We start from the raw sequence: 24,921 nt of genomic DNA, 5'->3' as shown, positions 1-24,921 counted from the left end.
GCCGACCGGGGAGCGGGGAGTGGTCAGGTGGTGGCCGGAATGGACTCGACGGCTGGGGCATCGGCAGGAGCCGGGATACCGAGGGCGGGCCGGAAGGGAGCCAGGGCGGGCAGGTCCGGGGTCAGGTCGGCGTGCCGGTTGCAGGTGTTGACGGCCTGGCGGAGCGAGGTGTGCGGGGCGCGGATGCGGGCCCAGCCGCCGGTGGAGTCGCCGGTGATGGCGACGCCGGGCATGTCGGTGGGGATCTGGACCGCGGCCAGCACGGCATCGGGCGCGATGTCAGCGAAGGCCATCTTGGCGGAGGTCTCGTCGTTGACGCGGTGAGCGGTACGGCCGGTGAGCTGGGCGCGGAGCATGGTGATGCCGTCACCGAGTTCGGAACCGAAGCGCTGCCCGCAGATCTCCAGGTAGACGCCGGCAGCGCGGCCGAGCTGGGCGAGGCGCACCAGAGCCCTGACGATCCGGTCCCGGCGCGGGTCGTTCCTCTTCGCGCTGAGGGTGAGTTCGGCGACCTCATCGACCAGGACCACGATCGGGATCGGCCGCAGACCTTCGGGCAGACTCCAGATGTCGGCCGCGATCTCCGCATCCGGCACGTCCGCCGTGATGCGCTGCTCAGCCCGGATGAGCTGGTAGACGTCCTGCATGTGGGACACCAGGGCGTCGAGGAGTTCGGCGGCGGTGTCGGGGTTGTCGGCCAGCGCGGAGAACCGGCGGGCCAGCGGAAACAGTTCCACTCCTTCCTTGCAGTCGATGCCGACCAGGGCCACGTGTTGCGAGGCGAGCGCGGCCACCAGGTTGCGCTGGTAGACGGACTTGCCAGACTCTGTGGCGCCGAGCGTGAGCGCGTGCGGGACGGCCCGGTAGTCGCGGTAGTGGATGGAGCCGTCTTCGCGGAGGGCGACCGGGACCCGCATCGGGCGGGTGTCGGTCCTGGCGGGCATCTGGACCCGCCTAAGTACGTCATAGCCGGTCATCCGCACCTCAACGACCCCGGACCGCAGTTCGCGGGAGGTGACGCCGTACAGGGCGAACGAGTGCCGCAGCCGGTCACACGAGGCGGCGACGTCGAAGGCATCCTGACCGGGCCGGAGCCCTAACCGCAGGACCAGGCCGGTCCGGGTCGGGCGCATCCGCAGGATCCGCGGGGCACGAGGCCCGGGAACCGGGCGGTTGGCGGCCCGGGCCAGGGCCAAGCGCCAGCGGGATGGCGGGACGGTCAGCCCGCAGGCGTCCATGACGGACGCGTAGCGGACCAGGACCCGCAGCATGGCCAGGGTGACGCCGAAGGTCATCCAGTACCAGGCGGGGCGCCGCCACCGCAGGAGACCCGCAGCGGCGACAACCAGCACCAGGGCAACGGTTAGCCAGGTCATGGCTCAGGCCGCCTTCGGCTCCGCGGCGCCCGCAGCCAACGAAGTGACCGCGACTGCCCGGAAACTGATGCCGTGCCGCTTCTGGCCGTTGAACTCGTTTTCCCACGGCCGGGCGACCAGACCGGTGATCGCGACCGGGGTGCCCATGCCCAACTCACCGGAGATGTCCGGCTCCGCCACGGTGATAGTGACGACCTCCGCGTTGCCGTTCATCACGAACAGCACATCCACCGTCACAAGCGTGTGCCCAGTGTCGGTGTCAGTGGCGATCACGCCGTTGCGCTTGTCCTTCATCTTCGTCTGCGGAGGCTGAGCGACCATCAGGGTCGCGCCGGACGTGTCGACGGGGATCTGACGCATGATGGAGTCTCCCTTTTGGGATGAGCCCCGGGTTGCGTTGTGATCTTGGCGGATGGCACGCACCCCGGGGCGGCTGTTGTTCCGACACGACCGAAGGTACTCGCAGAAAAACTGCGGGTCAACAGAAAAACTGCGACTAGTAGGAGAACTTCGATTCTGCGAGACTGAGTGCGACGAGAAGGAGGCCGGGATGGGCACCTATGGGCTTTTTGTTCGCTTCACACTGCACGATGGGGCAGGCGAGGCGTTCGACGCACTGATCCGAGAGACCACCGCGGGGATCCGGGCGCACGAGCCCGGCACGCTGGTCTATGCGTGCCATGAGGTCGAGGGCGCACCTAATGAGCGGATCTTCTTCGAGCTGTACGCCGATCGCGCCGCCTTCGAGGAGCACGAGCGTCAGCCGCACACGCGTCACTTCCTGGCCGAGCGGTCCAAGTACGTGAAGAAGACCGAGGTTGATCGCCTTCAGCCGTATGCCGGCAAGTACCCCACCGGGACACAGAAGTGACCAGTTCCGAGACCAAGACCGTCGGCCAGAGGGTGAAGGAGCTGCGCCGCGCCGCGGGCATGTCGCAAAGTGACCTTGCCGTCGCGATGGCACGCTCCGAGAGCTGGGTGTCACAGGTCGAAAGAGGCGTACAGCCCGTCGAACGGCTGTCAGTCCTTCAAGCCCTCGCCGATGCACTCAACGTGCCCGTGCGCGATCTACGGCCGGACGCCACCGCCCCGGCGGTGGAAGCCGAGCCAGAGAAGCAGGCAAGAAGCAACGATCTAGACGGTCTACGAGTAGCCCTTACCGGTCACCCCGCGCTAGGCAGCCTCTTCCAGCAGCCCCCGGCCGAACCTGCTCCATCGCTTGCCGACTTCCGTCAGCAAGTAGACGAGGCGTGGACGCTCGTTCACGCATCGAGCTACGCGGCATTGAGCGATCATCTCGCCAAGCTCCTCCCGAGCATCGAGGCCGCTGTACGCCACGCGCCAGCAAGCGAACGCACAGAACTCCACGCCCTACGTGCCAAGGCGTACCAGGTGGCCGCGGCGAGTTTCACCCGACAAGATCAGGCGGATGCGGCATGGATCGCGGCCGACCGAGCACTACAGGCAGCCGAACTCGCCGGACAGCCGTTGGAAGTCGTGGCCAGTCTCTTCCGTATGGCACACGCCTTCATGCGGCAGCAGCACATGGACCAGGCCGAGCAGGCAGCGCAATCCGCTGTAGCCGTCATGGGCCCGAGGACAGAGGCCCCGGCTTGCCCGCCGGAAGAGCTGTCACTCTTCGGTGCCATGAACCTCGTCCTTGCAGTGATCAACGCGAGGGAGGGCAACCGAGGACGGACTCATGAGCACATCGACCGAGCGCGCGGAATCGCAGCGCGGTTGGGCGGGGACCGCAATGACTTCGACACGGAGTTCGGGCCGACGAACGTCGAGATCCACGCTGTAAGTACGGCAGTGGAGTTGGGAGACGCGGGGCTTGCCCTAGAGGTGGCCCAGCACGTTGACGCAACGGGTCTTTCGCCCGAACGGCAGTCACGTTTCCTGCTTGACGTGGCGCGAGCACACGCGCAGCGGCGACACGTCGGCGAGGCCACAGCCGCACTCATGGAGGCCGAGGCTCTGGCGCCCGAGCAGATTCACGACCACCACTTGGCCCGCGAGGTCATCCGCGACCTGATCCAGCTCTCGGACCCTCGCATCCCCGAACCGCTGCGCAACTTGGCCGAGCGAAGCGCCGTCATCTAGGCGGTCAACGCCCGAAGCCCCGCGCGGTGGAAGTTTCCCTACATCATCAAGGCTCGCTGCGCTCGCTCGCCCGGTGACCAACGGTGCTCATCGATCATCGCCAACCCGACCACCGCACATTCCGCCCAAGCACATCATTGGCCGCTCCCGGCCCGCACACCACCGCCACCACGATCCGGCCTCAGGAATGGAAAGACGCAACAGCAGCTAGACCCCAAACGCCCCACTTCCGAGGCCACCGCGCACCCCTTTCCACCCGGTTGCCTACACCAGTAGATCGGATCAAGACCCGAGGGGCCGCGCCAAGCGCGGCGGCGCCGGTCGGTCGCCGCCGCGCCGCCTCACTTGTCTTCGCCACCGGCCGCACGTCGCCGCCCGCCCGTCGCCGCACGCAGCGGCCACATTCCAACACGGGCACAGGGGCGAGCTGTGATCCCCCAACGGTGCAGGTCAGAGACGCTTTGTGTTCCCGCAAGAGGCCGGATCGTGGTGCCGGCGGAATGCGGGCCAACGCTGCCAGATGCACGGGCGTTCATGCGGCCCGTTGATCCCACACCAGGCCATCGGCCGGAGGGCGGGCGCGGCATGAGAAGGGGAAACCCCGCTGTGGCTGGGGCGGTCGGCTCCACGACTTTAGCCAGCCACTTTGGCGCGAGCCTCGCAGATCATGGCCCCAACGTCGTGCTTTAACGGGCAGGTCCACAGACTGCCCGACGCGCCGGAAGCTTACGGGGCCATGATCACTCGCGCCAAAGCAGCTCCCGGCCAAAGTCGTTCCACCGCCCTCAGCTTGTTATCTCTCGCCTAGATTCCGTCTGAGTCACACGCGGGCTAAGCCAGCATTCTTGAAACCACCCAAGAGTGGATGTCATCCACAAGCTTCTTGTAGGTAGCGACATTTAGCTGTCCGCCGCGATAGCTCTGTCCATGAGCTACCTTATTGCGAACCCCCAAGAGGCGTCCCAGCGAGTTTCGTCGCTCGTCGGAATCCAGGAAGGCCGAGAGTTCAGTATCCCAGGGTTCCCCAAATCTTGCTATAAGCTTCTCTAGAGCGTCTGGCGTGAGATTTGGCGACTTCTTGAAGAAGGATATGGCAAAATTCTTCGCGGCTCCATTCACGGTACTGGAAATGTAACCAGATATCGCCTCGAACATTAGCTGTTCCAGGTAGCCGGAGAGGCGAATGCACATATATTTATGGAAATCCTCCTGGAGAGAGATCTCCATTGTCAGAAGGCCTTCCCGATACCGCTTATAAGAGGCATCGAGGTCCGACTTCATCGAAAGGATCTGTGTTCGCGCGCTAGTCTTGTTCGTCGGCAAGAGATTCCCCCCGGAATGCCTTGGCTGCGAGATTGATGCGCGCGCTCACTTGTTCGCTGTGCGAGGTACTTTCAGACACAGCGTACCGGTACCTATCGTTGGCCAGCAGGGCGTCAAGGGCGGAGTTGACGCGCTCCACCGTGACTTCGCGTCCCCCTTCAATTGCTGTCATAAGGCCGACCAATACCGCGTCAGTATGCGCTGCGTTGACCTGCGCCCCCCTTATGCGGAGCGCTTGGCTACCTTGAGCTTCCCTGAGCAGCCGGGTTGCGGTCGTGAAGCGCTCACGAATACCGTCAACGTCCGGAGGGAGTTGATCCTGATTCACTTCGAGATAGTCATTCAAGAACCGCGCCATCGGTGGCCGGAAGACCTGAAAGCCCCGCGCCGTCGGCATCAGGGAGATGGCTCGCAAGATGAGTTCGTGATCCTTCAAATCACGATTGTGCTTACCGAACAGTTCCCTCCAGTTCGGGTCCTGGTTCAGATCTCGAACGAAGTTGACCGTATCGCCGGCATATAGGGCAACGCGGATCTGCTGCGGCTTGAGGTTCGTTCCCCCGCTGTTTATCCTCTCAAACAGAGAATAGACGCCACGCTTCCCTTCTGCCCCCTTAGGTACCACAATAGTGGCTTGAATGAAAGTGTTGTCAAACAAGCGTTGAGCCGGAGCTTCAAGGTTTTCATACGTGTGACCCTTGAATTCATTACCGACATAGCGCAGCGCGAATTTACTGAAGCCGCGCGCGGATCGGTATTTGCCGTGCTTGAAAGCTTGAAGTGTCGTTAGGCGTTGCTGGCCGTCGAGTACCAGATACCTTCGATCCTTCAGTTCTACAAGGAAGATTCCCGGAACTGGATAGCCAAGCAGGATCGACTCGATGAACCGATCCATCTGCTTTTTTTTCCAAACGAGTCCTCGCTGAAAACCTTCAAAGCCCGCGATGTCGTCTTCAGCAAGAGGATCGAAGGTAGGGATTACAAAGGTCCCGTTGTCCAGTCGCTTCACCAGACCATCGACATCAAAGTCGGCTCCGAAGTACCTAAGCGCGTCCTCTGCTCGGATCGGTTCGCTCTCGATGTCGTCGGCCTCGGGGTCAACCACGTCCGAGTCAGCGCTGACGTGGCTCTCCTCGGGGTCCTCAAAGTCAGGTGCTGCCTCAGTAACGGGACCAGTGCTGTCTGTCATGGCGCAACCTTCTTGTAGCGAGGGCTATCGGTCAAGGCACCTGCACGAAGCGTCGTAGACGAGCCAGATGCGGAGAGAATGCTCTGGACCCCCCATGGACTGAGGCGAGTTGAACAGCAGCGGCTTGTCGCGACCGCTGGACGGCCCCCTCCGCCAGCGTCCATCTAGGCCGTGTAGCAACCGGTATGACCGCCGTAGCACCCTCCTGTCACCGCCGCGCCTAGACGACGTCGAAGCGGCTGCCGTCGGCGAGGTGCCCGCGTCCACCCCGTTCCGGAGCTGATCGCCCAAATGGTGTCGCGGGAGCGGGTAGTGACTATCTATCTGATCCCTGGTCAAAGATCCACTGGGCCGGCCATACTCCCGTGCATGCCTTCGGACGTCAGCGAGCACGATGGATCGACAGCACCGGACGGGACTCCGTGGTGGGAGCTCTCCATCCAGCCCGGCACACAGAACAAGCGGTTCGGCCAAGAGCGGCGCTTGGCGGCCTGGCTGTGGTTCAAGAAAAACGTGGGCGACACGTTCACGATGCGCGAGCTGCGTGCTGCTCTGGGACCGGATATAGCCGACAGCTCAGAGCATCTGAACCGTCGGCTGCGCGAACTGCGGAAGTGTGACTGGGTCATTCCCTCTCAGCGGAACGACGCCACTCTCGCCCATGACGAGTACCGCCTTGAGGTCAAGGGTGGGAAACTCTGGATCGACAGCGAGCGGGCAAAATACGAGCGGTTCGCCCCTAGCGCTCGTGTCCGCAGACTCGTCATGGACCGGGATGGCTCGCGTTGCCGGGTCTGCGGTCTGGGCGTGGACGACACTTACCCCGAAGACGGTGCTTCCGTCAGGCTCACTATCGGCCACCTTGTGCCCCAGGAACGGCTTAGGTCTCGGGGCGCCAAAGACGACATGGAAAACTGGCGCGTTGAATGCTCCCGCTGCAACGAAACGATGCGGGACGAAGTTCCTGACCCAGAGCAGTACGACGAAGTTCTCGCCGGACTGAAACGGCTGACCAGCAAAGAGGCAGGCGAACTCCTCAATTGGATGCGGAAGGGTGAGCGCCCCCGGTCGAAGGTGGACCAGGCTTACGATCGTGCACGCAGGCTAGCCCACAGGGACCGGGCGGCGCTGATCGAACATCTCGCCAAGCGCGTCGGCGAAACTAGCTGATCTGGGAACGCATCTCAGAGAATCGTGCGTGCCGCTCGTGGCCTTCTTGGCCTATAAACCCCTTGAAGCCCACGAGCCGGTACGCACGACCGCCAAGCTGGTCATCCTCGTCGATCATGAAATCCCTCGCGAGCATGGCCATGCGTCGCTCGAATGTGGGGGAATCGATCTTCTCTCCGGCCAGCTTCACTAGCTCTTTCTCTGTCAGCGCAGCTGGCGCGTTCTTCAAAGCCAGGTAGAGTCGGTCATGCATGACCTCATTCTCCACCTCGGACAGCTCCTTCGGCTGGCCCTTTCGGTTCAAAGCATTAGCGATCGACGTACCAACCGCCCTAGCCACCGGCGGGGGGAAGGCGTTGCCGATCTGTCGGTATTTCGTCGTCTTGCGACCTGTGAATTCCCAGGCATAGTCCGGGTCAGGTCCCCAGCCCTGGATGCGTGCAACCATTTCGGTCGTGAGCTTGGGCAGAAAGTCCACGGGGTCTGACTCGGTCGGCGCCTCATTGGCGACACCCATAGCATCGACACCAAGTACGCGCCAAGCAGCCTTGGCACGAGTCGGACCCAAATCGGCTCCGCCGTGCTTCTTGGAACCACCCACAATAGTGGGTGCAATGTCGTTCGCCTTTTCCCTCCACGTCTCAGCGCCCGGCCAGCCGTTCTCTGCCATCAGGTCAAACAGCGCTGTCCCGACAGTGTCCTTGCAAGGCGTTTTTTCGGGCCACTCAAACCACGGTGCATCTTCGTTGCGAAGCGCAACCAAGACGAAACGGGGACGCAGTTGCGGTACACCGTAGTCATTAGCGTGCAGGAGCTTCCAGTCGGACCAGTACCCGAGTTCCTTCAGTCGGTCCTTCACGTGCTGGCGGTATGCGGAGAAGCGCGGCATCGAAAGCCCTCGCACGTTCTCCAAGAGGACAGCCCTCGGCTGCATCCTTCCGGCAAGTTCAACGGCCCACGCAAAAAGATCCCGCTCGTCAGTCGCACCGAGCTGTTTGCCGGCAATAGAGAACGGAGGGCAGGGAACTCCGCCAGCGAGCAGGTCAACGGGCGGGATCTCCTTAGGGTCCCAGATCCCCTCATCAGCGACATCGCCGTGCCGCACGTCCCAGTCCGGGCGGTTCTTCCTGAGCGTGTTCACCGCGTTCTCATCGAGCTCAACGGCGAGTGCATGCGCAAACCCTGCCAGCTCCAGGCCGAGCGACTGACCGCCAGCGCCCGCGCAGATCTCCACGGCCGTCAGATCAGCCACGCTCGTACCTCCAGGTCGTGATTGCACAGGTCTACCATCCTGACGCATCAAACACCGAGGGTCTGACAGCGTTGGCTACGGTGTAAGCGATGGCCCTCAACATTGACCCCGCAACGTCGACGCCGCCGACTCCCGGCCGCTCGCGCAACATGGCCGCGATCAAGCGGCGGGACACCAAGCCGGAGCGAACCATCCGTTCCCTGCTACACGCTGCAGGGAAGCGGTACCGCGTGGATGTCCGCTTGCAGCTGGAGGGTGCGCGGCCGCGGCCAGACATCGTCTTTACGCGCGCCCAGGTGGCTGTCTTCGTGGATGGGTGTTTCTGGCACTGCTGCCCCGAGCATGGTCGGCAGCCTGGCGTGAACGGTGGCTACTGGGGGCCGAAGCTAGAGCGCAACGTCACCCGGGACAGGGCCGCCGACGAGGCCCTGACAGCCGCGGGGTGGACCGTTGTCCGCGTATGGGAGCACGAGGCGCCTGAGGAGGCTGTGCAGCGCATCATCGCGGTTGTCGACGCCGCTACCTCGGCTAGTCGAGGCGCCCGAACTCGATGAGGTCCTGTACCGCGTCCTCTTCCCTGCGCAGAACGATCCGGCCGTCGCCATTGCTGTAGGCCAGCACAGAGCTCCCAGGCGATAGCCCTGCCTCGGCGAGCACCCCGAGGGGAAGAACGACGGAGCCGTCTTCTGCGATCGTCAGCTGGATAGGTTCCCTGAGCACGGAACAGAGCCTCCTATGCCTCGGCGGCCGTCGCAAGCAACAGGTGGCAGCGCAGGTCAGGGGGAGTAGGCCGACTGTGATCAGTTTCCTCGGCCGTACAAAGCCGGTCCCGGCCCTGGTCTCAGTTCTGGTCTCATTCGCAGGCGTACCGCCCCGTCCAGACGAGTACCAAAGCAGGCTGAGCTTCAGGACGACGAGCCCACCTAGACGCAGGTGAACGGCTCCGTACGGCCTTCTGAGAAAGACGAGCACACTTGGAAAGCGTGTTGGGGGCAACCCCTCACGAGTTCGAATCTCGTATCCTCCGCCAGCTCAGAGGGCCGGACCATGAAAGTGGTCCGGCCCTCTGGCGTTCGGGTTTCCGTCTCAGTTGTCTTCCCGACCCGCTTCCGACGGCGCCCAGAGGACGTCTCCGACTCGCTGAACGACTTTCCGGAGCATGACGCCCGTCACATGCGTGTAGCGAGCGCGCATCCGTGCCGATCCCCCGGCTCCCAACCGTGATCGCGTCGATCACGACGTCCGGGACGCCGAGGATCAGAAGGACGGTCGCGGCGCACAGCGTCCTCATGTGCGCGATGACGTCTTCCCTCAAGAGGCGACGACGCTGATGCCGTCGCCGAGCAACTTGAGGCCGAGGACGAAGAAGAGGACCGCCATGACGGCGACGTTGTGGCGGGTGGCCCAGTCTCGCCAGTTGCTGAGGATGCTTTTCGCCCGTTCGCCCATGAGCACGTAGACGGCCAGCGGTGCGAGCACGCCGACCGAGGCGATGATCACAAAGATGGCGAGGGCGCCGATCTGTTGCGGAAGGGGGATTCCGGCTGAGCTGATGGAGGCACCGGCGGCGATGGTCAGCGGGGCGTTCTTGGCGTTGGCCGCCGACAGCGCCAGCCCGAGTCCGAGCATCTTGAGCGGGGTGAAGCGGTCGATCGCGGCCATCCACTTCGGCAACTGCGCCTGGGAGGGGTCGGCGGGGCGCCGACGCCACTGTCGGGCGCCCAACAGAGCCAGGAGCAGGCCGAGGGCGAGTTTGAGAGCTCCTACCCAGGTGGCCGGGTGCTTGTGGGTGGAGGCGCTGCCTGAGCCTCCCACGGCGAGCATGATCGCCCCCAGGACGGCGAGGCCCAGGACCCAGCCGAGGGCGAAGAGGAAGCCGTTGAGACGGCCGCGGGGCGTCGCCAGGATGAGGATGATCGCCACGATGGGCAGGGGACTGACGGCGACACCGGCTGCCAGGCCCAGCACATCACCGACCGCGTGTCCCAAGGTGGCCTCCGTTGAGTATGGGGCGGACGGATGGCGACGAGGTGCCGGCTCTGGCTCGTCAGCGGCAGGCCGGGCTTCTGGCGGCCGAAGACGGGGCGTGTCCATCGTTACGTGACGCAGCTGCCCGTGCGCGCTGCGTGCGCCGAAGGAGTTGTGATCCGAGCGGCCACCGAGCCGGACACCAAGCCGGAGGAGATCGCTGCCCTTCCTGCGCTCAGCCGCGAGCCGTCGCCAGCGACGAATGAGGGCAGGCCGGATTTCTTCAGCGCGTGTTCGCGCTCCGGCCGTGCCCACGGTGGTGGTGACCGGTCGCTGGGGCCCTTCTTGCGGGCGGACGGTACGGCACTGGCCACGCACCGACAGCGCACGCCCGTGCGTGCCTGGCAGAGAGTGGGGCGATCAAGCCATGACGTCGCGTTGGCCGTCCGGGAGACGTTCCAGAGCCCGCTCGACGAGGCCGGCTGACGGCCGACCAGCCCGCGCGTTGCGCCGGCCGTAGGCGGCACGCCGAGGGACAGGAAGATCTCCACGGGCGAAGGGGGGAGGTTCCATTTTTGTCTCACCAGGTCTCGGAACCCCCAGGTCAGCGGCATGGAGCGGTTGTTCCCGTCCGGATCTGTGCCGACGGCCACAGCAAACGGGATCCACGTACGCTCATACTGAGTCATGACAAAGCCTGCTGCGCCGAAGCGTCATCTGCCTACCAGCCCCTTCAAGGCCCCGGTCACACCGGCTCCCAAGCACTTCGCCGTGGGCGACCAGGTCACCCACGACATGTACGGCCTCGGCCGAGTGATCGGCATCGAGGACGGAGTCGCGGCGCTCGTGGACTTCGGCTCGGCGCAAGTGCGGATCTTGAGCCCCTACGCCAAGATGACCAAGCTGTAGGACCGCTGTGCCCGGTCACGGCACACCAGGCCCCTTCAGGGACCTGTAACGAAAGAGAGTCCCCTCATCGATCTGACGTCGCTGTTTTCCGCCCCGGAAGGGCAACCCCGCTACTCCACCGCGGCATCGCCGCCTCCGGCGACCAACCCCTTCCAGGCCCCTGACTTCGGGGAAGACGAGACCTTGCCGCTCGGGGACGCACAGGAGCCCGCCTCGGGCATACGTGCGGCGCGGCCCGAGGCGGCCTAGCTCCAGATGACGGTGACTCCGGCACCTGGCCGCGGGCCGTCTCCCCGGTAGCCGGACCACCCATGAACGCAGGTGAACGGCCCTGTACGCGCCCCGAGGGCCCCGACCAGTCCTTGGTCGGGGCCCTCGTCGTGTTGTCGCCGCAGTCCTGGCTGCAGTTCGCCGCAGGCAGACCGGTGGCCCTGAGAGCGCTCCCGCCGGCCCGGCACGCTCGGGCACCCTCCAGTTCGGCCTGCGCGGCATCCTGGCCCGCCATGTCCTCTGCCACCGGAACCGCGTGGGCCAACCGCGCGGTCAACAGGATCGAGATACGAAGGACGCCTTCCTGCCCGCCACCGCATTCACGTCGGCTGTTGGAACATCGGCTTCGAGAGAGCCTGGGTGATCTCCTCATAGGCAAGCACCCATGGGCGCTTACGGTCCTGGATGTGGGCGATCACGCCGTCCACGGCGGCAGGGGCGATGGTCGTGGCGAGTCCCAGAAGCGTAGACAGCTCCGGCGACATGCCGAGACCTGCGGCCGTCGAACCCAGCCCGATACCGACCCCGATCCATTGCATCGAGCGCGCTCTGCGAGACGAGTGTGCCGTCACGCGATGTTGACGGGCCATCTCACGCCGAAGCACATCACGCAGGTCGGTTGCGTCAGGGGAAGCGTCGTCGAGCGTGCGGGAGAAGGACAGCCGTGCGTCCCGCCGCCCTTCCCGGACGCTGAGTACGGTGTCGATCACTTGTCGGGCCGCATCGGGATGGTCGTGTCGGGCCAACGCCGGAACCTGAACCAGATAGTGGAGGAACGGTTCGACGGGGCTGCCTGCGTCCAGAGGAGCGGTCCAGCGGCCGTTCACCGGAGCGTCCGCTCGGCCTGCCAGGGACACCGCTGACTTGGGCAACTCACGGATCAGATGCGGAGGATCGAACAGCGTCGGAACCAGGTAGTAACGCATGGCCGCCCAGCGGCGGAACAGCGTGGTGTGAGCGGGGAGGTGGATGGCTGCGACATCGACGAGTCGCTCACGGATGTCGGCGGGGCATGTGGCGTACTGCTCGCGGATGCGGTCGAGGCGGGCAGCCGCAGCGCCACGCTGTCCGCCGCGGATGTGTAATCGCAGGGCGCCTCCTGGACCCAGGTCCTCCATGATGAGCGCATGAAACACAGCGCCCTGGCTGCTGGGCCTGAAGGAGCGGACGGCCGCGGCATGTTCGTCGAGCCAGACGGCCCGAGGCAGTGCATCGGAGGAATAGCCGCCGTGATTGCGCGCCAGGTCCTCGAAACTGTCGACGCCTTCGTAGCGGTCGACCGACACCAGGCCCGTATCCAGCAACTGAGGTGCCAGACGTAAAGCCTCATACAGGACACCACCGCTGAGAACGTACCGGGTAGCCACGTGCACTCGCTCCGCGAACAGGGTGTACGCGAGAAGCCGTGCCACAACATCGGTGGGACTGAGCTGTCGGGCGGCAGCGTCGCCATGCGCCAAGGGGTAGAAGGGATCTCCGAGGTTCATCACGATGTCACGGGTGTTGGCCACGCTGAATCCCAGCCTCTCGTGCAGGAGCACGACACGAGCGGTGGCGCCGGCAAGAAGCCACCGCCCAGGAAGAGGCTGAGGAGCACCAGCTCCTTTCGCCCGGACACTCAGCCACCTTCTCCCCACCCCCGTCGCATTGTGGTGACCAGAATGCCTATACGTCATGCCCATGCCGCATCCATGGCATGCGCTCGGCTGTAGCCGAGCGGCCGTTTCGGCTTGGTCTCATCTCAGCCGCCATGCGGCCGTTCAGCGCGGCATCTGCTCCGCGGACCCCTCACGTGCGGGGGACCCGGCGCCTTCTGCCTACCGCGTCACCCGCACCGGTGCCGACACCGTCACCTGGTCCAGTTCCGACACGCGGACCGTCGCCTTCATCGTCCAGGTGCCCGGGAGGGGGAGGTCGAAGGAGTCGGTGGACCAGTAGCCGCCGCGGTCGGTGATGCGGGTGTCGAGGGGGCCCAGGTGCTGGGCGGGCAGGGTGAGGGTGACCCGGAGTTCGGGGACCGTGGACAGGCCGCCGTCGGGGCCGTAGACCACCGCCTGGACGGAGGTGCGGCCGACGCGGCCCGGGTCCAGGGTGATCTGGACCTCGCCGTGCCCGCCGGGGGTGCCGACGTCGAAGGGGATCGTGGTGACGGACGCCGTCGGGATGCCGGTCGTCGGTGTTCCGGTCCGCGCCGCCCCGGTGGCCGCGCGGCCGGGAACCGTGCTGGTCAGCAGGGTCGTCAGGGCCAGCACCACCACGCCGACGGCCGCCTCCGCCAGCACCGAGCGGCGCAGGGTGTGCAAGGGCGGGGGCGGGGGCGGGGGTGGGGGCGGCGTAGGCGGTTCCGGGGGCAGCGGGCGTGGGGGGACCGTGGCCGGTTCGGGGATGCGGGCGACGGCGACCTGGGGTTCCCGGGTCAGGCGGGTCGTCCAGGTGCGGGAGCAGGCCGCCGCCAGGAGGAGCGCGGTGACCGCCGCGAGTTTGGCCAGCAAGGTGCGGCCGTACGTCGTGTCCGTGAGCGCCTGCCAGGAGCCGAGGCCCCGCCAGGACTGGTAGACGCCGCTCACGACCAGGACCGTCACCGAGGCGAAGGCCAGGCGGGAGAAGCGGGCCAGGGTGGTGAGGGAGGTACGGGGCAAGGTGCGCAGGAGGGCCGCCAGGCCGCCCAGCCAGGTCCCCATGGCCAGCAGGTGGAGCGTGGCGGAGGTGATGGCCAGGGGGACCTGGATGCCCGCCGAGGCGTGGTCGGCCGCCGTCCAGGTCAGGGCGAGCGGGACGGAGACGGCCCCGGCCACGGCGAGCGTCGTACGGCGCGGGAGCCTTCTGCGGCGGGCCCGCAACAGCGCGACGGCGGCCGCCGCGAGGAGGAGCAGGGCCAGGCGGGCGAGCAGGAGGGCGCCGGGGCGGGTCGTGGCCGTGTGGGTCAGGGAGCGCAGGGAGAGCGCGGGCGCTGTGCCCTCCTCGTAGGGGGCGCGCAGGAGGTACAGGGCGGCTGTCGTGGCGAGGAGGGTCCAGGCGGCGGCCAGGGCGGGGACGCGCAGCGGTGCCGCCGTCGGCGGACGGCAGTACGCCACGAACGCCGCCGTGCCGAGGAGGAGGGCCAGGCAGAGGTAGGCGAGGTAGCGGGCGATGTTGTACAGGGCCGCCGTGGCGGGGTTCTCCGGGTCGTCGGGGGCCGGGCTCGCGGTCGTCGCCGTGCGGGTGCCGACCGAGAAGGTGAGCGCGCCGGACACCGGGTGGCTGTCCGCGGACACCACCCGCCAGGCGACCGTGTAGGTGCCGGTGGCGAGCTTGGCGGGCAGGGAGACACGGGCCGTGTCCGAGCGGCCGGGGGCGTGCTCGGCGGGGCCGGTGCGCAGCCGGTGGTTGGTGGGGTCGTAGACGCGGAAGGTGTCGGTGAGCAGGCCGACCGATTCGGTGAAGGTCAGGGTGAGGTGCCGGGGGGCCGTGCGCAGGAGGGTTCCGTCGGCGGGGTCGGTCGTGCGCAGGCCCGCGTGGGCGGACGCGGGGGCCGCCGTGCCGAGCAGCAGGAGGAAGAGGCCCGCACAGAGCAGGGTCAGCCGCCTCGGCCGGCGGTGTCGGTCGCGCTGCACCTCGTCCCCTCCCTTGCCCGCGTTCCCTTACGTACGGACAGACCGGCCGCCTTGCTCACCAGGTCGGCCGGACCGAGACGCCGCCGTCCACCGTCAGGTCGTGGCCGCTGATCCAGCTCGCGAGCGGCGAGGCCAGGAACACGCAGGCGTCGGCCACCTCCTCGGGGCGGCCCAGCCGGCCGGTGGGGGCGGCGGCCAGCCAGCGGCGTACGCCGTCCGGCCAGGCCTGGGCCAGGCCCTCCCGGTCGATGAGGCCGGGCGAGACGCTGTTGACCCGGATGCCGTCGGGCCCGTACTCCAGGGCGGCCGCGCGGGCGTGCATGACCACCGCAGCCTTGGCCGCGCTGTAGTGGGCGTGGCCGGGTGCGGGACGGGCGGCCTCGATGGAGGCGATGTGGGTGATGGTGCCGCCGCCGTGGGCCCGCATATGGGTGGCGGCGGCCTGGGTGCAGGCGAAGACGCTGGTGAGGTCGGTGTCGACGACCGTGCGCCACTCGGTCGCCGTCATGCCGGGCAGGGGCTGGATCGGCTGGACGGCCGCGTTGTTGACAAGGGTGGTGAGCCGGTCGCCGGACCAGTCCGTCACCTCCCGGACCAGACGGTGGCAGGCGCCCTCGTCCGTCAGGTCCGCGCGGAGTACGACGGCCTCGCCGCCCGACTCCCGGATCCGGGCCGCCACTTCACCGGCCGCGTCCACCGCCGTACGGCAGTGGACGGCCACCGCCGCGCCCTCCTCGGCGAAGCGCAGCGCGATGGCGCGGCCGATGCCGCCGCCCGCGCCGGTCACCAGGGCGGTCTGTCCGTCGAGCAGGTTCCGCGGGCTGCTGTTCATGGGCGGCACAGTTCCGCGATCCGGGCGGCCTCGGCCGGATAACGCGCCGTGAGGTCGGCCGCGTTCCCGTGTTCGTAGTCCGCGTAGGTGAATCCGGGCGCCATCGTGCAGCCGAAGAACGTCCACGCGCCGCCTGGTGCCACCCGCGCGCCCATCCAGGTGCCGGCGGGCACGGTCAGCTGGAGATGCTGCCCGGACAGCGGGGCGGGGCCGAGGACGGCGGCGCGGGTGCCGCCGTCGGGGGTGAGCAGCAGGAGGCCGAGCGGGTCGCCGAGGTAGAAGTGCCAGATCTCGTCGGTGGGCAGGCGGTGCAGGGCGGAGTAGTCGTCGGCGGTGAGCAGGGCGACGATGGCGGAGCCCTCCGGGCGGCCGTCGGCCCGCTGTGGCCCCTCCCAGGTGCACCGGAACAGGCCGCCCTCGCGCGGGATGGGTTCGAGGCCGTAGTGCGCGATCAGATCGTCCGGCGTCATCGTCACCCGAGGAAGGCTATCGCGCGCTCCAGAAAGGCCAGTTGTGCGTGCTTCTCCGGCAGGTACACATCGGGGAGGTCCACCTCGGGCAGGACGACCGCCGGGCCACGCACGAAGCCCTGGCGTTCGAAGCGGGCGATCGCCTTGGTGTTGCGTACGTCCGGGTCGGCCACGAGCCGGTGCCGGTCCAGGGCCCGCAGCGCGTACGTCGTCATCACGGTCAGCAGCGCCGAAGTCCAGCCGGGACGCGGTCCGTCGGGGCCGGCCGGGCCGAGGAGGACGTGGACGCCGAGGTCGCCGGGGCGGACGTCGTAGCACTCGCCGACCCGGTCCGCGGCCGGCTCGTACGTCTGGAACAGGGCCGCCGGTATGCCGTCCTTGGTGACGAGATGGGCGTGGTGGGTGTCGAAGCCGGCCATGTGGGCGTAGATCTCGGCGACCTGGTCCCGGGTGAGGCCGTTCATGCCCCAGAAGACGGCGCGTTCCTCGCTCACCCAGCCGTGGACGACGTCCGCGTCGGACGCCGGGGCGAGGGGGCGGATGCGGACGGTGCCGAAGCCGTCGACGTGCTGTTCGTACGGGGCGGTGGGCTCGGTCATCGGGTTTCCTCGGTGGGTTCCAGCAGGGTCAGCAAGGTCCAGTCGGTGACGACGGGGACCAGTTCTCCCTTGAGCCACAAGGGGAGTTGGTCCTGGTGGTGCGGTGGGGCGAACTCCACGCCGAGGGGGGTGGCGAGGCCGCGCTGGTTGGCCATCACCGCGATGCCGTCTGCGACGGGGGCGTACGGGGTTTCCTGCCAGCCGTGCCAGTCGTGGCCGGGCTGCCAGGCGGGGACCGGGTGGAGGCGGTTGGATTCCGCGCGGATCGGTACGCGGCCGGCGATGCGGTGGAGGGTGCCGCCGGTGGTGTCGGCGGCCTGTACGACGTTGACCGGCTCGGCCCAGGCGTCCAGGGCACGGTCGACGTCCTGGACCGTGCGGGCCCTGAGGAGGGGGAGGAGGGCGCTCAAGCCGAGGTCTTCTGTGACGCGCGGTGGGCAGCGGAGAGACAGGGCGGTGTTGGCGCCGGCACCAGAGGTACCGCTTTCGTCGTCGGGTGCGCGGGGCCCCGGTGGGGTGTCCCCGTCGGGGGCGATGATTCGCGCCTCCAGGCCCTCCGGTCCCCCGGCGATCACCGGGCCCCTCGCCGTCTCGATCACCTCGATCTCGATCGGTGGCTCTTCCGCGATCCGCACCGTCTCCGTGTGCCGGGCGGCCCGGTGCCATTGGCCGTCCGGGCCGAGGGCCTGGACGCCGGCGCCTGTGCGGCGCAGGCGTTCGCGGTACAGGTCCTGGTAGTCGGCCATGGCGTTGGTGATGGCCCAGGCGACCGTGCCGGTGTGGCCGAAGTGGGCGATGCCCGGGACGCCGGGCACGGCCAGGCCGACGACGTCGAACTCGGGGCAGGAGAGGTGGATCTGCTGGTAGACGCCGGGGTCCTCGATGAAGCGGTGCGGGTCGCCGGCGATCAGGGCGTGCCCGGTGGCGGTACGGGCGCCGGAGACGAGCCAGCCGTTGCTGCCGGCGGTGCCGGGGCCGTCCGTGGCGAACAGGCCGACGGCGTCGGGACCGAGGTGCCGTATCGCCTGCTCGCGCCAGAGCTTGGCCGGGAAGCCGGCGAACAGGAGGTGGGTGGCGAGCCAGACGCCGAGCGGGGTCCAGGGCTGCCAGGGGGTGGGGGTGAGACCGGTGCGGGCGAATTCGGGCGCCCGGCGGGCACCGGCCGGCAGGCCCTCGTTGACGCCGTCGACGTACGCCCGGACCCAGTCGGCCGTTTCCGGGTCCCGGCGTTCCAGCGCGGCGAAGCAGCGGCGGGCCGTGTCGTCGAGGCGGGCCCGGCGGGCGAGGACGTCCCAGGAGAGGGCGCCGGCGCCGAGGAAGGCGGCCGAGGTGCCCTGGGCGCGGTGGCGTTCGACCTCCAGCTGCCAGGCTCGGTCCAGCGCGGTCACCCGGCCTGGGCACGGGCCAGTTCGAGGGTGCTGGAGGCCCGTAGATGGGGGATGCCCCAGGCGTCGCGGTACGTCTCGATGGTCACCCAAGCCTTCTTCTGTATTAGGTTAGCCTTGCCTAATTTTTCCGTGAGGGGGATCGTACGCGAGAGGTGGCGGAGCCGTCGGGTCACCCCGGCTGCGCCGCGCGCGCCGCCGGGCCACCATCGACGCATGGACGTCACCCTGCACCTCGCCCAGGACCCCGACGCCGACGCGCTGCTCGGGCGGTCCGCGCTCGCCGCACTCACCGGCATGCTGCTCGACCAACAGGTCCCGATGGAGTGGGCGTTCAAGGGACCCCGGACCATCGCCGACCGGCTCGGCGTCGGAGCGGGCGGAGATCTCGACGCGCACGACATCGCCGCGATGGACCCGGAGACCTTCGCCGCGCTGCTCGCCGAGAAGCCGGCCGTGCACCGCTACCCGGGCTCGATGGCCAAGCGCATCCAGCAGCTGTGCCAGTACCTCGTCGAGCACTACGACGGGGACGCGGAGGCGGTCTGGCGGGACGTGCAAACCGGTCCGGAGCTGCTGAAACGGCTGGAGGACCTGCCCGGGTTCGGCAAGCAGAAGGCGCAGATCTTCCTCGCGCTGCTCGGCAAGCAGCTCGGCGTCACGCCGAAGGGCTGGCGGGAGGCCGCGGGGGCGTACGGCGAGCGCGAGTCCTTCCGGTCGGTCGCCGACATCACCGGGCCGGAGTCGCTGGCCAAGGTCCGCGCGCACAAACAGGAGACGAAGGCGGCGGCGAAGGCGGCGAAGGCCTCCGGCAAGCCGGGCCGATAGACGCGGGGGCGGGTGCGGCGGCCTTTTCGGCTGCGGGTGCGTGGTGGGCTGGTCGCGCCAGGCGGCGGAGCCGCATATCGATACCGCCCCGCGCCCCTCGGTTGGCCCAGTCGCCCCACGTGAAAGTGCGCCCTGAATATCACTCGCCCGGCCCTCCCCGATGGCCGGTCCGCCCCCGCCGTTCACAGCATGAACCATGACCGAGGCACCGAACACCGGTCCGGAGTGGGGCCGTGAGTACGACGACCGGAACGTGCACGCGACCGCGCCGCCGGGCGACCGGCGTGAGCCCGAGCCGCCGTTCGAGGGGCCCCTGCACGCCCTGTCCCAGGCCGCCTGGCAGGTGGTGCTGGTCACCGGGATCGCCTCACTGATCCTCGGTGTCCTGGTGCTCGTCTGGCCCGGCCACTCCCTGCTCGCCGCCGGCGTCCTCTTCGGCGTCTACCTCGTGATCAGCGGCATCTTCCAGCTGGTCTCCGCGTTCGGCACGCACAAGACGACCTCGCTGCGCGTGCTGGCCTTCATCAGCGGCGCCCTGTCGATCCTGCTCGGCCTGCTCTGCTTCCGCGGGCCCATGCAGTCGATCCTGCTGCTCGCCCTGTGGATCGGCATCGGCTGGCTGATCCGCGGGATCACCCAGACCATCGCCGCCGCACAGGACTCCCGGATGCCCGGCCGGGCCTGGCAGATCTGCCTGGGGGTGCTCACCTTCATCGCCGGGATCGTGCTCATCGACGCGCCGTTCCGGTCGATCGCCGTGCTGACCGTCGTCGCCGGCATCTGGCTGCTCGTCGTGGGGCTCGCGGAGATCGTCACCGCGTTCGGCATCCGCGGCCGGGTCAAGGCGATCCCGCGGACGCTGTGAAGACCGGCGTCAACCATGGGGCCCACACCTACGCCGAGCGGGCGGATCTCGGGCCAGGCGTGCTGCACACCCGCACGCCCCGGGGACACACCTGACGTGAGCAGGACCGCGAGCGTCCCCCGGAGCCGAACCTGGCTGCGGGGGCTCGCGCTGCTCCTCGCGCTGTGGGTGCCCGGCGCACATGTGCAGGCCCAGGCGGCCCCCGCGCTGGGCACGCCCGCCGTGTCCTTCGAGCACGACGTCCTCGACACGGTCCTACGGCCGCCCGCCCCCGCCGTCCACCGGGCCGACGGACCCGAGCGGCCCGCACCCCTCCTTGACCGGGCGCCCGCCCGGCCGGCGCTACGAGCCCGCCCCGGCACACCGCGGGTGCCGTACGCCCCGCCCCGGCTCCGCACGGTGGTCTTGCGCTGCTGACAGACCGCGCCCCCGCGAAAGGCCGGTCACCGGTCAGTCAGACGCAAGGATCAGACGCAAGGAGCAGCACAGTCATGCCCATGGATCCCTACGCCGTCCTGCGCGCCCTGCTGCGCGCTGAGGCCCGGCGGTCGACGGCACCCAAGCCGGAGCAGGAGCACAAGGACGAACCGCAGCGGCCGCCCGAGGAACGGAACCGCTGAACCGGCACCGGCGGGGGCGGACCACCGCCTCCGCCGGGCCGCGCCTTGCCGTGCCGAACAGCGAACGGGCGGTCTCCCGGCCGCCGTACGGGGGAAATCCGCCGTGTCGGACTCTGCCCGGCGATCAGCCGGACGGCCTCGGTCTCGGGCTCGCCGTCACTGGTCTCGGCCAACTGTTCGCAGTAGCGGTTTCCTAGTAACAGCGCCTATGCCCCATTTGCGGCATCTTTTCAAGCGTCGCACTCCGCCGCCATGGCTGCGCCCGGAACGTCTTGACCGGTAGGCTTTCCGTGTGATCTTCAAGCGCATCGGAAACGGCCGGCCGTACCCCGACCACGGCCGGGAAAGCACCCGGCAGTGGGCGGACGTCGCGCCGCGCCCGGTCCGCCTCGATCAGCTCGTGACCACCAAGCAGCAGCTCGACCTGGAGACCCTGCTGGCGGAGGACTCGACGTTCTACGGCGACCTCTTCGCGCATGTCGTGAAATGGCAGGGCGACCTCTATCTGGAGGACGGGCTGCACCGCGCGGTCCGCGCCGCCCTCCAGCAGCGCCAGGTGCTGCACGCGCGCGTGCTCGAACTCGACTGACCGGCGCGACACCGCCCTTGCCCCCTTGACCCTTTCGGGTTCCCCTGAGCGGCATCGACTGATCATCTAATAGGCAGCGCCGCTCGGGCGCACTACGCTGCGCCCATGAGCATGCTCACTCCCCCTGGCATGGGCGGCCAGTACCGGATCACGGGGGACAAATACCCTCGGATGCGTCCGCCGCGCCGACGCGCCAGGCTCGTGGCCGCCGTGGTGGCGTCCGTCGCCGTGCTCGGCCTGATCGGCTGGGGCACCCTGCAGCTCATCGACGTCTTCACCGGCGGCAAGAAGGCCTCGGCGGCCGGCTCGAAGACCGACTGCCACCCCAAGGCCGATACGGCCGCACAGGTGAAGGCCCTGCCGAAGCCGGGCCAGATCACCGTGAACGTCTACAACGCCACCGAGCGCACCGGGCTCGCCAAGTCCACCGCCGACGAGCTGAAGAAGCGCGGCTTCAAGATCGGTGACGTGGGCAACGCGCCCGGGGAGTTCGACAAGAAGGTCAAGGGCGCCGGGATACTGCTCGGACCGGCCGCCGCCCAGAACACCTCACTGCCGGTGCTGGCGACCCAGCTCGCCGGCGCCGAACAGCGCACCGACGCCCGCAAGGGCACCGACCTCGACCTCATCCTGGGGGACGGCTTCAAGGGTCTGGCCAAGCCGGCGGCCGCGCAGCAGGAGCTGACCAAGCTGACCGCACCCGCGCCGGCGGCCCCTACGAAGAAGAGCTGCTGAACAGCGCCCCGTCAGGGGCGCTGGGCCGAATCGATGCGCGGCTCTACTCGGCCGCCCCGTAAAGCCGATCCCCCGCGTCCCCCAGCCCCGGCACGATGTACCCGTGCTCGTTGAGGTGGTCGTCCACGGCCGCGGTAACCACGGTCACCGGCGTCCCCGCCAGCTCCCGCTCCATGACCTCGACGCCCTCGGGAGCAGCGAGCAGAACAACCGCCGTCACGTCGTCCGCACCACGCTTGATCAGCTCCCGGATCGCCGCGACCAGCGTGCCGCCCGTGGCCAGCATCGGGTCCAGGACGTACACCTGGCGGCCCGAGAGGTCCTCCGGCATGCGCGAGGCGTAGGTGGAGGCCTGCAGCGTCTCCTCGTTGCGGATCATGCCCAGGAAGCCCACCTCGGCGGTCGGCAGCAGCCGGACCATGCCGTCCAGCATGCCGAGGCCGGCGCGCAGGATCGGCACGACCAGCGGGCGCGGGCGGGCGAGCTTGACGCCGGTCGTCCGCGCGACCGGGGTCTGGATGTCGACGGCTTCTGTGCGCACGTCCCGCGTGGCCTCGTAGGCGAGCAGGGTGACCAGTTCGTCGGCGAGCCGGCGGAAGGTCGCGGAGTCGGTGCGCTGGTCGCGCAGCGTGGTGAGCTTGTGGGCGACCAGGGGGTGGTCGACGACATGGAGACGCATGCCCCTAACGGTACCCGCGCCGAGAACGCCGCCCGTCCCGGCGTACCCGCGACCGGACCCCCGGCGGGACACCCGGCCGGACCATGGCCGGCACCCCTCTGGCCCTGGCGTCGACGCGGCCGTACGAGGGAAAGTGGGAGGGACGGAACTGGGGTGGTGTGACGTGCCCGACCTGCCCGAGAACGCGCCCTGGAACGCCAAGGCCACCGGGGGCACCGGTGAGCCCGCGATACGCCGCGCCGCCGTACCGGAGACGGACGCCGAGCGCCGGCGCCGCCGCGCCCGGTTCCTGCGCGACCTCGCCGAGGCCGCCCGGCTGCGCCAGGCGATGCGCATGCGGACGTTCCGCTGGTAGACCGATTGTGGGAGGGACACGCTTGGGAATCCTCATGGGAATCCGCTGGGGCAAGACCCGGTAGGCAAGTCCAGGCTGAGGAAGATCCGCGCGCACACCGCTGTTTGCAAGGTGGGCATGCGTGAGTGGCTGGAAAAGCCGCGTACGATCCGCAGGTGGCTGCAAGACACAGGGCGCCGAAGACGTCCCCTGAACGCCTTGTTTCTGCCACGATTCCGAGTGGGTGGGGCTCGGAGCCCAGCTCTCTCCGCCCACGTACCTCCGCCGGGGGGACCCCCAACCGGCACGCCTATGACCAGTGGGAGAGTCACGGTGTACTTCGCCGCACTGCTCGCGCGCACCGAAGACGGGTGGGAAGCGAGCGACACAGAGCTCGACGATGTGGAGACCCTGTCGGATCTTGCCGACCTGGCCCGTGAAGCCTCTCCCGAGGAGGACACGGTGCTCGTGCTGATCGAGCAGGAGGACTCCTGGTTCGGTGTCGTCCGCGTGGACGGCGAGGACGACCCTCGCATCTACGTCTCGGACGCGGCCGCCGCCCAGCGCAGCGCGTACGGCGAGCTGCTGCTCACCGACGAGCTGCTCGGCCGGGAGCCGGGTGCCGACGACGGCCCCGACCTGGACTCCCTCGACCTCGACGGCACGGAGGACGGCGAGTCCGACGAGTCCGACGAGGACGACGAGGAGGGCGCCGCCGCCGACGCCGTTCCGCACAGCCCGGTGGGCGACAGTCAGATCCTCGACGACCTGGGCATCAGCGAGAAGGAGCTGCGCTCGCTGGACGCCGAGGACGCGCTGGGCGCGATCGCCGAGGCCCTGGGCGCCTCGGAGGTGCTGGAGACCGTCCGCTGACCGTCGAGAACCCGGCCGCCGCACCGGACCCGGTACGCGACCGCTGGCGGGCCGCGATGCGACTCGCCCTGGCCGAGGCCGAACGGGCCGTCCGGGGCGGGGACGTCCCCGTCGGCGCCGTCGTGCTGTCCCCGGACGGTGCGACGGTGCTCGCCGTCGGGCACAACGAGCGCGAGGCCACCGGCGATCCCACGGCCCACGCGGAGGTCCTCGCGATCCGGCGGGCGGCCGCCCTGCTCGGGGAGTGGCGGCTGGCCGGCTGCACGCTCGTGGTCACCCTGGAACCGTGCACGATGTGCGCGGGCGCGATCGTGCAGTCCCGCGTCGACCGGGTCGTCTACGGCGCCCGGGACGAGAAGGCGGGCGCGGCCGGCTCGCTGTGGGACGTGATCCGCGACCGGCGGCTCAATCACCGTCCGGAAGTCGTCGAGGGCGTTCTCGCGCCGGAGTGCGCCCGCCTCCTCACCGAGTTTTTCCGAGACCGTTGAATACCGATTTCTGAGCACGCCCCCGTGTGCTGTAAGGTCTCCCTCGGTAGCGTGTCCGAGCGGCCGAAGGAGCTCGCCTCGAAAGCGAGTGTGGCGCAAGTCACCGAGGGTTCAAATCCCTCCGCTACCGCTCGAAGAAGGGCCCCGTCGAAAGACGGGGCCCTTCGTGCGTCGTGAGGACGGGACGCAAAGGACCTCGGGTGGCGGGCCGTTGGTCCCTTGCAAAGAGCGCGAAGGTTACACTCGCGCCCGGCAACAGGGGCTCGCACGCACAGGGGAGGCCGCGGTGGCGGTGAACGCCAAGAAGATCGCCGTATACGTGCTCGTGGTCTTCGCGCTGTACGTGATCATCACGGACCCGGCCAAGGCGGCCGACTACGTCCAGATAGGCTTCGAGGGCATATCGGACGCGGCCAAGGCCATCGGCACCTTCATGACCTGGCTCGCCAACGGAGGAAAGAGCTGAGG

28 protein-coding genes, 1 tRNA gene and 1 pseudogene are annotated in these 24,921 nt (G+C 68.4%); 16 read left to right on the top strand and 14 right to left on the bottom strand.

From position 1 onward, the window contains the following. Nucleotides 1-23: 23 nt before the first annotated feature. Entirely contained in the window at nt 24-1,376 is a 1,353-nt protein-coding gene (locus AB0M27_RS11975) for an FtsK/SpoIIIE domain-containing protein (RefSeq protein WP_365720548.1), read from the bottom strand. A gap of 3 nt (nt 1,377-1,379) precedes the next feature. Next, nucleotides 1,380-1,736: a hypothetical protein gene (locus AB0M27_RS11970; protein WP_365720546.1), complete on the bottom strand. Its 357-nt coding sequence runs from the start codon at nt 1,734-1,736 to the stop codon at nt 1,380-1,382. 190 nt (nt 1,737-1,926) lie between these two features. Between AB0M27_RS11970 and AB0M27_RS11965 the strand changes: the two genes are divergently transcribed. Both AB0M27_RS11965 and AB0M27_RS11960 read left to right on the top strand, forming a co-directional pair. After that, nucleotides 1,927-2,247 (top strand): putative quinol monooxygenase, encoded by a 321-nt coding sequence (locus AB0M27_RS11965; RefSeq protein WP_365720544.1) that lies wholly within the window; start codon nt 1,927-1,929, stop codon nt 2,245-2,247. Continuing rightward, on the top strand, nt 2,244-3,482 hold the full coding sequence (locus tag AB0M27_RS11960) for a helix-turn-helix transcriptional regulator (RefSeq protein ID WP_365720542.1): 1,239 nt from the start codon (nt 2,244-2,246) through the stop codon (nt 3,480-3,482). Before AB0M27_RS11965 ends, AB0M27_RS11960 begins: the two co-directional genes overlap by 4 nt. A gap of 831 nt (nt 3,483-4,313) precedes the next feature. Here the strand turns inward: AB0M27_RS11960 and AB0M27_RS11955 are convergent. Beyond that, the gene (locus tag AB0M27_RS11955) at nt 4,314-4,763 is read right to left on the bottom strand and encodes a HEPN domain-containing protein (RefSeq protein ID WP_365720540.1); all 450 of its coding nucleotides are present in this window, start codon (nt 4,761-4,763) and stop codon (nt 4,314-4,316) included. Between the two features lie 22 nt (nt 4,764-4,785). Then, nucleotides 4,786-5,994: a DUF262 domain-containing protein gene (locus AB0M27_RS11950; RefSeq protein WP_365720538.1), complete on the bottom strand. Its 1,209-nt coding sequence runs from the start codon at nt 5,992-5,994 to the stop codon at nt 4,786-4,788. Nucleotides 5,995-6,363: 369 nt separating this feature from the next. Between AB0M27_RS11950 and AB0M27_RS11945 the strand changes: the two genes are divergently transcribed. Next, nucleotides 6,364-7,164: an HNH endonuclease gene (locus AB0M27_RS11945; protein WP_365720536.1), complete on the top strand. Its 801-nt coding sequence runs from the start codon at nt 6,364-6,366 to the stop codon at nt 7,162-7,164. Here the strand turns inward: AB0M27_RS11945 and dcm are convergent. Next, nucleotides 7,157-8,416, bottom strand: coding sequence for a DNA (cytosine-5-)-methyltransferase (gene dcm / locus AB0M27_RS11940; protein WP_365720534.1), 1,260 nt, complete (start codon nt 8,414-8,416; stop codon nt 7,157-7,159). The two genes, AB0M27_RS11945 and dcm, sit on opposite strands and share 8 nt — an antisense overlap. An 89-nt stretch (nt 8,417-8,505) precedes the next feature. On the opposite strand from dcm, the gene AB0M27_RS11935 reads away from it, so the two are divergent. Then, entirely contained in the window at nt 8,506-8,970 is a 465-nt protein-coding gene (locus AB0M27_RS11935; RefSeq protein ID WP_365720532.1) for a very short patch repair endonuclease, read from the top strand. Here AB0M27_RS11935 and AB0M27_RS11930 read toward each other — a convergent pair. Both AB0M27_RS11930 and AB0M27_RS11925 read right to left on the bottom strand, forming a co-directional pair. Continuing rightward, entirely contained in the window at nt 8,945-9,136 is a 192-nt protein-coding gene (locus AB0M27_RS11930) for a hypothetical protein (RefSeq protein WP_365720530.1), read from the bottom strand. The genes AB0M27_RS11935 and AB0M27_RS11930 overlap by 26 nt on opposite strands. Nucleotides 9,137-9,727: 591 nt before the next feature. Then, nucleotides 9,728-10,405, bottom strand: coding sequence for a GAP family protein (locus tag AB0M27_RS11925; RefSeq protein ID WP_365720528.1), 678 nt, complete (start codon nt 10,403-10,405; stop codon nt 9,728-9,730). A 666-nt stretch (nt 10,406-11,071) separates the two neighbouring features. Between AB0M27_RS11925 and AB0M27_RS11920 the strand changes: the two genes are divergently transcribed. Then, entirely contained in the window at nt 11,072-11,293 is a 222-nt protein-coding gene (locus AB0M27_RS11920; RefSeq protein WP_365720526.1) for a hypothetical protein, read from the top strand. Between the two features lie 590 nt (nt 11,294-11,883). On the opposite strand, the gene AB0M27_RS11915 is transcribed toward AB0M27_RS11920, so the two are convergent. From AB0M27_RS11915 to AB0M27_RS11890, 6 genes and pseudogenes are all read right to left on the bottom strand, one after another. Beyond that, on the bottom strand, nt 11,884-13,074 hold the full coding sequence (locus AB0M27_RS11915) for a hypothetical protein (RefSeq protein ID WP_365720524.1): 1,191 nt from the start codon (nt 13,072-13,074) through the stop codon (nt 11,884-11,886). Nucleotides 13,075-13,380: 306 nt separating this feature from the next. Then, on the bottom strand, nt 13,381-15,156 hold the full coding sequence (locus AB0M27_RS11910) for a copper resistance protein CopC (protein WP_365720522.1): 1,776 nt from the start codon (nt 15,154-15,156) through the stop codon (nt 13,381-13,383). A gap of 55 nt (nt 15,157-15,211) precedes the next feature. Continuing rightward, on the bottom strand, nt 15,212-15,988 hold the full coding sequence (locus AB0M27_RS11905; RefSeq protein WP_365720520.1) for an SDR family NAD(P)-dependent oxidoreductase: 777 nt from the start codon (nt 15,986-15,988) through the stop codon (nt 15,212-15,214). Further along, nucleotides 15,985-16,458, bottom strand: a complete 474-nt coding sequence (locus tag AB0M27_RS11900) for a cupin domain-containing protein (protein WP_365720631.1) — start codon at nt 16,456-16,458, stop codon at nt 15,985-15,987. The genes AB0M27_RS11905 and AB0M27_RS11900 overlap by 4 nt, the downstream gene beginning before the upstream one ends. Before the next feature lie 2 nt (nt 16,459-16,460). Then, the gene (locus AB0M27_RS11895; RefSeq protein WP_365720518.1) at nt 16,461-17,057 is read right to left on the bottom strand and encodes a GNAT family N-acetyltransferase; all 597 of its coding nucleotides are present in this window, start codon (nt 17,055-17,057) and stop codon (nt 16,461-16,463) included. An 83-nt stretch (nt 17,058-17,140) separates the two neighbouring features. Continuing rightward, a pseudogene (locus AB0M27_RS11890) lies at nt 17,141-18,531 on the bottom strand (penicillin acylase family protein); the annotation flags it as partial. A gap of 127 nt (nt 18,532-18,658) precedes the next feature. Here AB0M27_RS11890 and AB0M27_RS11885 point away from each other — a divergent pair. The 6 genes from AB0M27_RS11885 to AB0M27_RS11860 all read left to right on the top strand — a co-directional run bounded on the left by AB0M27_RS11885 (nt 18,659) and on the right by AB0M27_RS11860 (nt 22,079). Further along, entirely contained in the window at nt 18,659-19,270 is a 612-nt protein-coding gene (locus AB0M27_RS11885) for an HhH-GPD-type base excision DNA repair protein (protein ID WP_365720516.1), read from the top strand. 196 nt (nt 19,271-19,466) lie between these two features. Further along, entirely contained in the window at nt 19,467-20,135 is a 669-nt protein-coding gene (locus AB0M27_RS11880; protein WP_365720515.1) for an HdeD family acid-resistance protein, read from the top strand. Nucleotides 20,136-20,231: 96 nt separating this feature from the next. Beyond that, nucleotides 20,232-20,552: a hypothetical protein gene (locus AB0M27_RS11875; protein WP_365720513.1), complete on the top strand. Its 321-nt coding sequence runs from the start codon at nt 20,232-20,234 to the stop codon at nt 20,550-20,552. Between the two features lie 74 nt (nt 20,553-20,626). Beyond that, on the top strand, nt 20,627-20,755 hold the full coding sequence (locus AB0M27_RS11870) for a hypothetical protein (RefSeq protein WP_365720511.1): 129 nt from the start codon (nt 20,627-20,629) through the stop codon (nt 20,753-20,755). 292 nt (nt 20,756-21,047) lie between these two features. Continuing rightward, the gene (locus AB0M27_RS11865; protein WP_004943146.1) at nt 21,048-21,344 is read left to right on the top strand and encodes a type II toxin-antitoxin system VapB family antitoxin; all 297 of its coding nucleotides are present in this window, start codon (nt 21,048-21,050) and stop codon (nt 21,342-21,344) included. Between the two features lie 105 nt (nt 21,345-21,449). Continuing rightward, nucleotides 21,450-22,079, top strand: a complete 630-nt coding sequence (locus AB0M27_RS11860; RefSeq protein ID WP_365720509.1) for a LytR C-terminal domain-containing protein — start codon at nt 21,450-21,452, stop codon at nt 22,077-22,079. A 43-nt stretch (nt 22,080-22,122) separates the two neighbouring features. Here AB0M27_RS11860 and upp read toward each other — a convergent pair whose 3' ends face one another. Further along, entirely contained in the window at nt 22,123-22,758 is a 636-nt protein-coding gene (gene upp / locus AB0M27_RS11855; protein ID WP_365720507.1) for a uracil phosphoribosyltransferase, read from the bottom strand. A gap of 163 nt (nt 22,759-22,921) precedes the next feature. On the opposite strand from upp, the gene AB0M27_RS11850 reads away from it, so the two are divergent. The 5 genes from AB0M27_RS11850 (at nt 22,922) to AB0M27_RS11830 (ending at nt 24,919) form a co-directional block, all read left to right on the top strand. After that, nucleotides 22,922-23,113, top strand: a complete 192-nt coding sequence (locus AB0M27_RS11850) for a hypothetical protein (protein WP_365720505.1) — start codon at nt 22,922-22,924, stop codon at nt 23,111-23,113. Nucleotides 23,114-23,425: 312 nt separating this feature from the next. Then, entirely contained in the window at nt 23,426-23,965 is a 540-nt protein-coding gene (locus tag AB0M27_RS11845; protein WP_365720629.1) for a hypothetical protein, read from the top strand. Nucleotides 23,966-24,021: 56 nt separating this feature from the next. After that, nucleotides 24,022-24,453 (top strand): tRNA adenosine(34) deaminase TadA, encoded by a 432-nt coding sequence (gene tadA, locus AB0M27_RS11840; protein ID WP_365720503.1) that lies wholly within the window; start codon nt 24,022-24,024, stop codon nt 24,451-24,453. Nucleotides 24,454-24,498: 45 nt separating this feature from the next. Then, a tRNA-Ser gene (locus AB0M27_RS11835) sits at nt 24,499-24,583 on the top strand. A 156-nt stretch (nt 24,584-24,739) separates the two neighbouring features. Beyond that, entirely contained in the window at nt 24,740-24,919 is a 180-nt protein-coding gene (locus AB0M27_RS11830) for a hypothetical protein (protein ID WP_365720501.1), read from the top strand. The last annotated feature ends 2 nt before the right edge of the window (nt 24,920-24,921 follow it).

Source organism: Streptomyces sp. NPDC052107 (assembly GCF_040680215.1).
Taxonomy (GTDB): Bacteria; Actinomycetota; Actinomycetes; order Streptomycetales; family Streptomycetaceae; genus Streptomyces.
The sequence above is the reverse complement of the archived record's forward strand: the minus strand, read 5'-3'. Positions and strand labels throughout refer to the sequence as shown.

Excerpts from the sequence above, each read along its gene's own strand:
- AB0M27_RS11965 (WP_365720544.1), top strand. The coding sequence starts at position 1,927 with ATGGGCACCTATGGGCTTTTTGTTCGCTTCACACTGCACGATGGGGCA.
- AB0M27_RS11860 (WP_365720509.1), top strand. The coding sequence starts at position 21,450 with ATGAGCATGCTCACTCCCCCTGGCATGGGCGGCCAGTACCGGATCACG.
- upp (WP_365720507.1), bottom strand. The coding sequence starts at position 22,758 with ATGCGTCTCCATGTCGTCGACCACCCCCTGGTCGCCCACAAGCTCACC.
- AB0M27_RS11955 (WP_365720540.1), bottom strand. The coding sequence starts at position 4,763 with ATGAAGTCGGACCTCGATGCCTCTTATAAGCGGTATCGGGAAGGCCTT.
- AB0M27_RS11935 (WP_365720532.1), top strand. The coding sequence starts at position 8,506 with ATGGCCCTCAACATTGACCCCGCAACGTCGACGCCGCCGACTCCCGGC.
- AB0M27_RS11920 (WP_365720526.1), top strand. The coding sequence starts at position 11,072 with ATGACAAAGCCTGCTGCGCCGAAGCGTCATCTGCCTACCAGCCCCTTC.
- AB0M27_RS11905 (WP_365720520.1), bottom strand. The coding sequence starts at position 15,988 with ATGAACAGCAGCCCGCGGAACCTGCTCGACGGACAGACCGCCCTGGTG.
- AB0M27_RS11950 (WP_365720538.1), bottom strand. The coding sequence starts at position 5,994 with ATGACAGACAGCACTGGTCCCGTTACTGAGGCAGCACCTGACTTTGAG.
- AB0M27_RS11885 (WP_365720516.1), top strand. The coding sequence starts at position 18,659 with ATGGACGTCACCCTGCACCTCGCCCAGGACCCCGACGCCGACGCGCTG.
- AB0M27_RS11880 (WP_365720515.1), top strand. The coding sequence starts at position 19,467 with ATGACCGAGGCACCGAACACCGGTCCGGAGTGGGGCCGTGAGTACGAC.
- AB0M27_RS11975 (WP_365720548.1), bottom strand. The coding sequence starts at position 1,376 with ATGACCTGGCTAACCGTTGCCCTGGTGCTGGTTGTCGCCGCTGCGGGT.
- AB0M27_RS11970 (WP_365720546.1), bottom strand. The coding sequence starts at position 1,736 with ATGCGTCAGATCCCCGTCGACACGTCCGGCGCGACCCTGATGGTCGCT.
- tadA (WP_365720503.1), top strand. The coding sequence starts at position 24,022 with ATGCGACTCGCCCTGGCCGAGGCCGAACGGGCCGTCCGGGGCGGGGAC.
- AB0M27_RS11870 (WP_365720511.1), top strand. The coding sequence starts at position 20,627 with ATGCCCATGGATCCCTACGCCGTCCTGCGCGCCCTGCTGCGCGCTGAG.
- AB0M27_RS11900 (WP_365720631.1), bottom strand. The coding sequence starts at position 16,458 with ATGACGCCGGACGATCTGATCGCGCACTACGGCCTCGAACCCATCCCG.
- AB0M27_RS11945 (WP_365720536.1), top strand. The coding sequence starts at position 6,364 with ATGCCTTCGGACGTCAGCGAGCACGATGGATCGACAGCACCGGACGGG.
- AB0M27_RS11895 (WP_365720518.1), bottom strand. The coding sequence starts at position 17,057 with ATGACCGAGCCCACCGCCCCGTACGAACAGCACGTCGACGGCTTCGGC.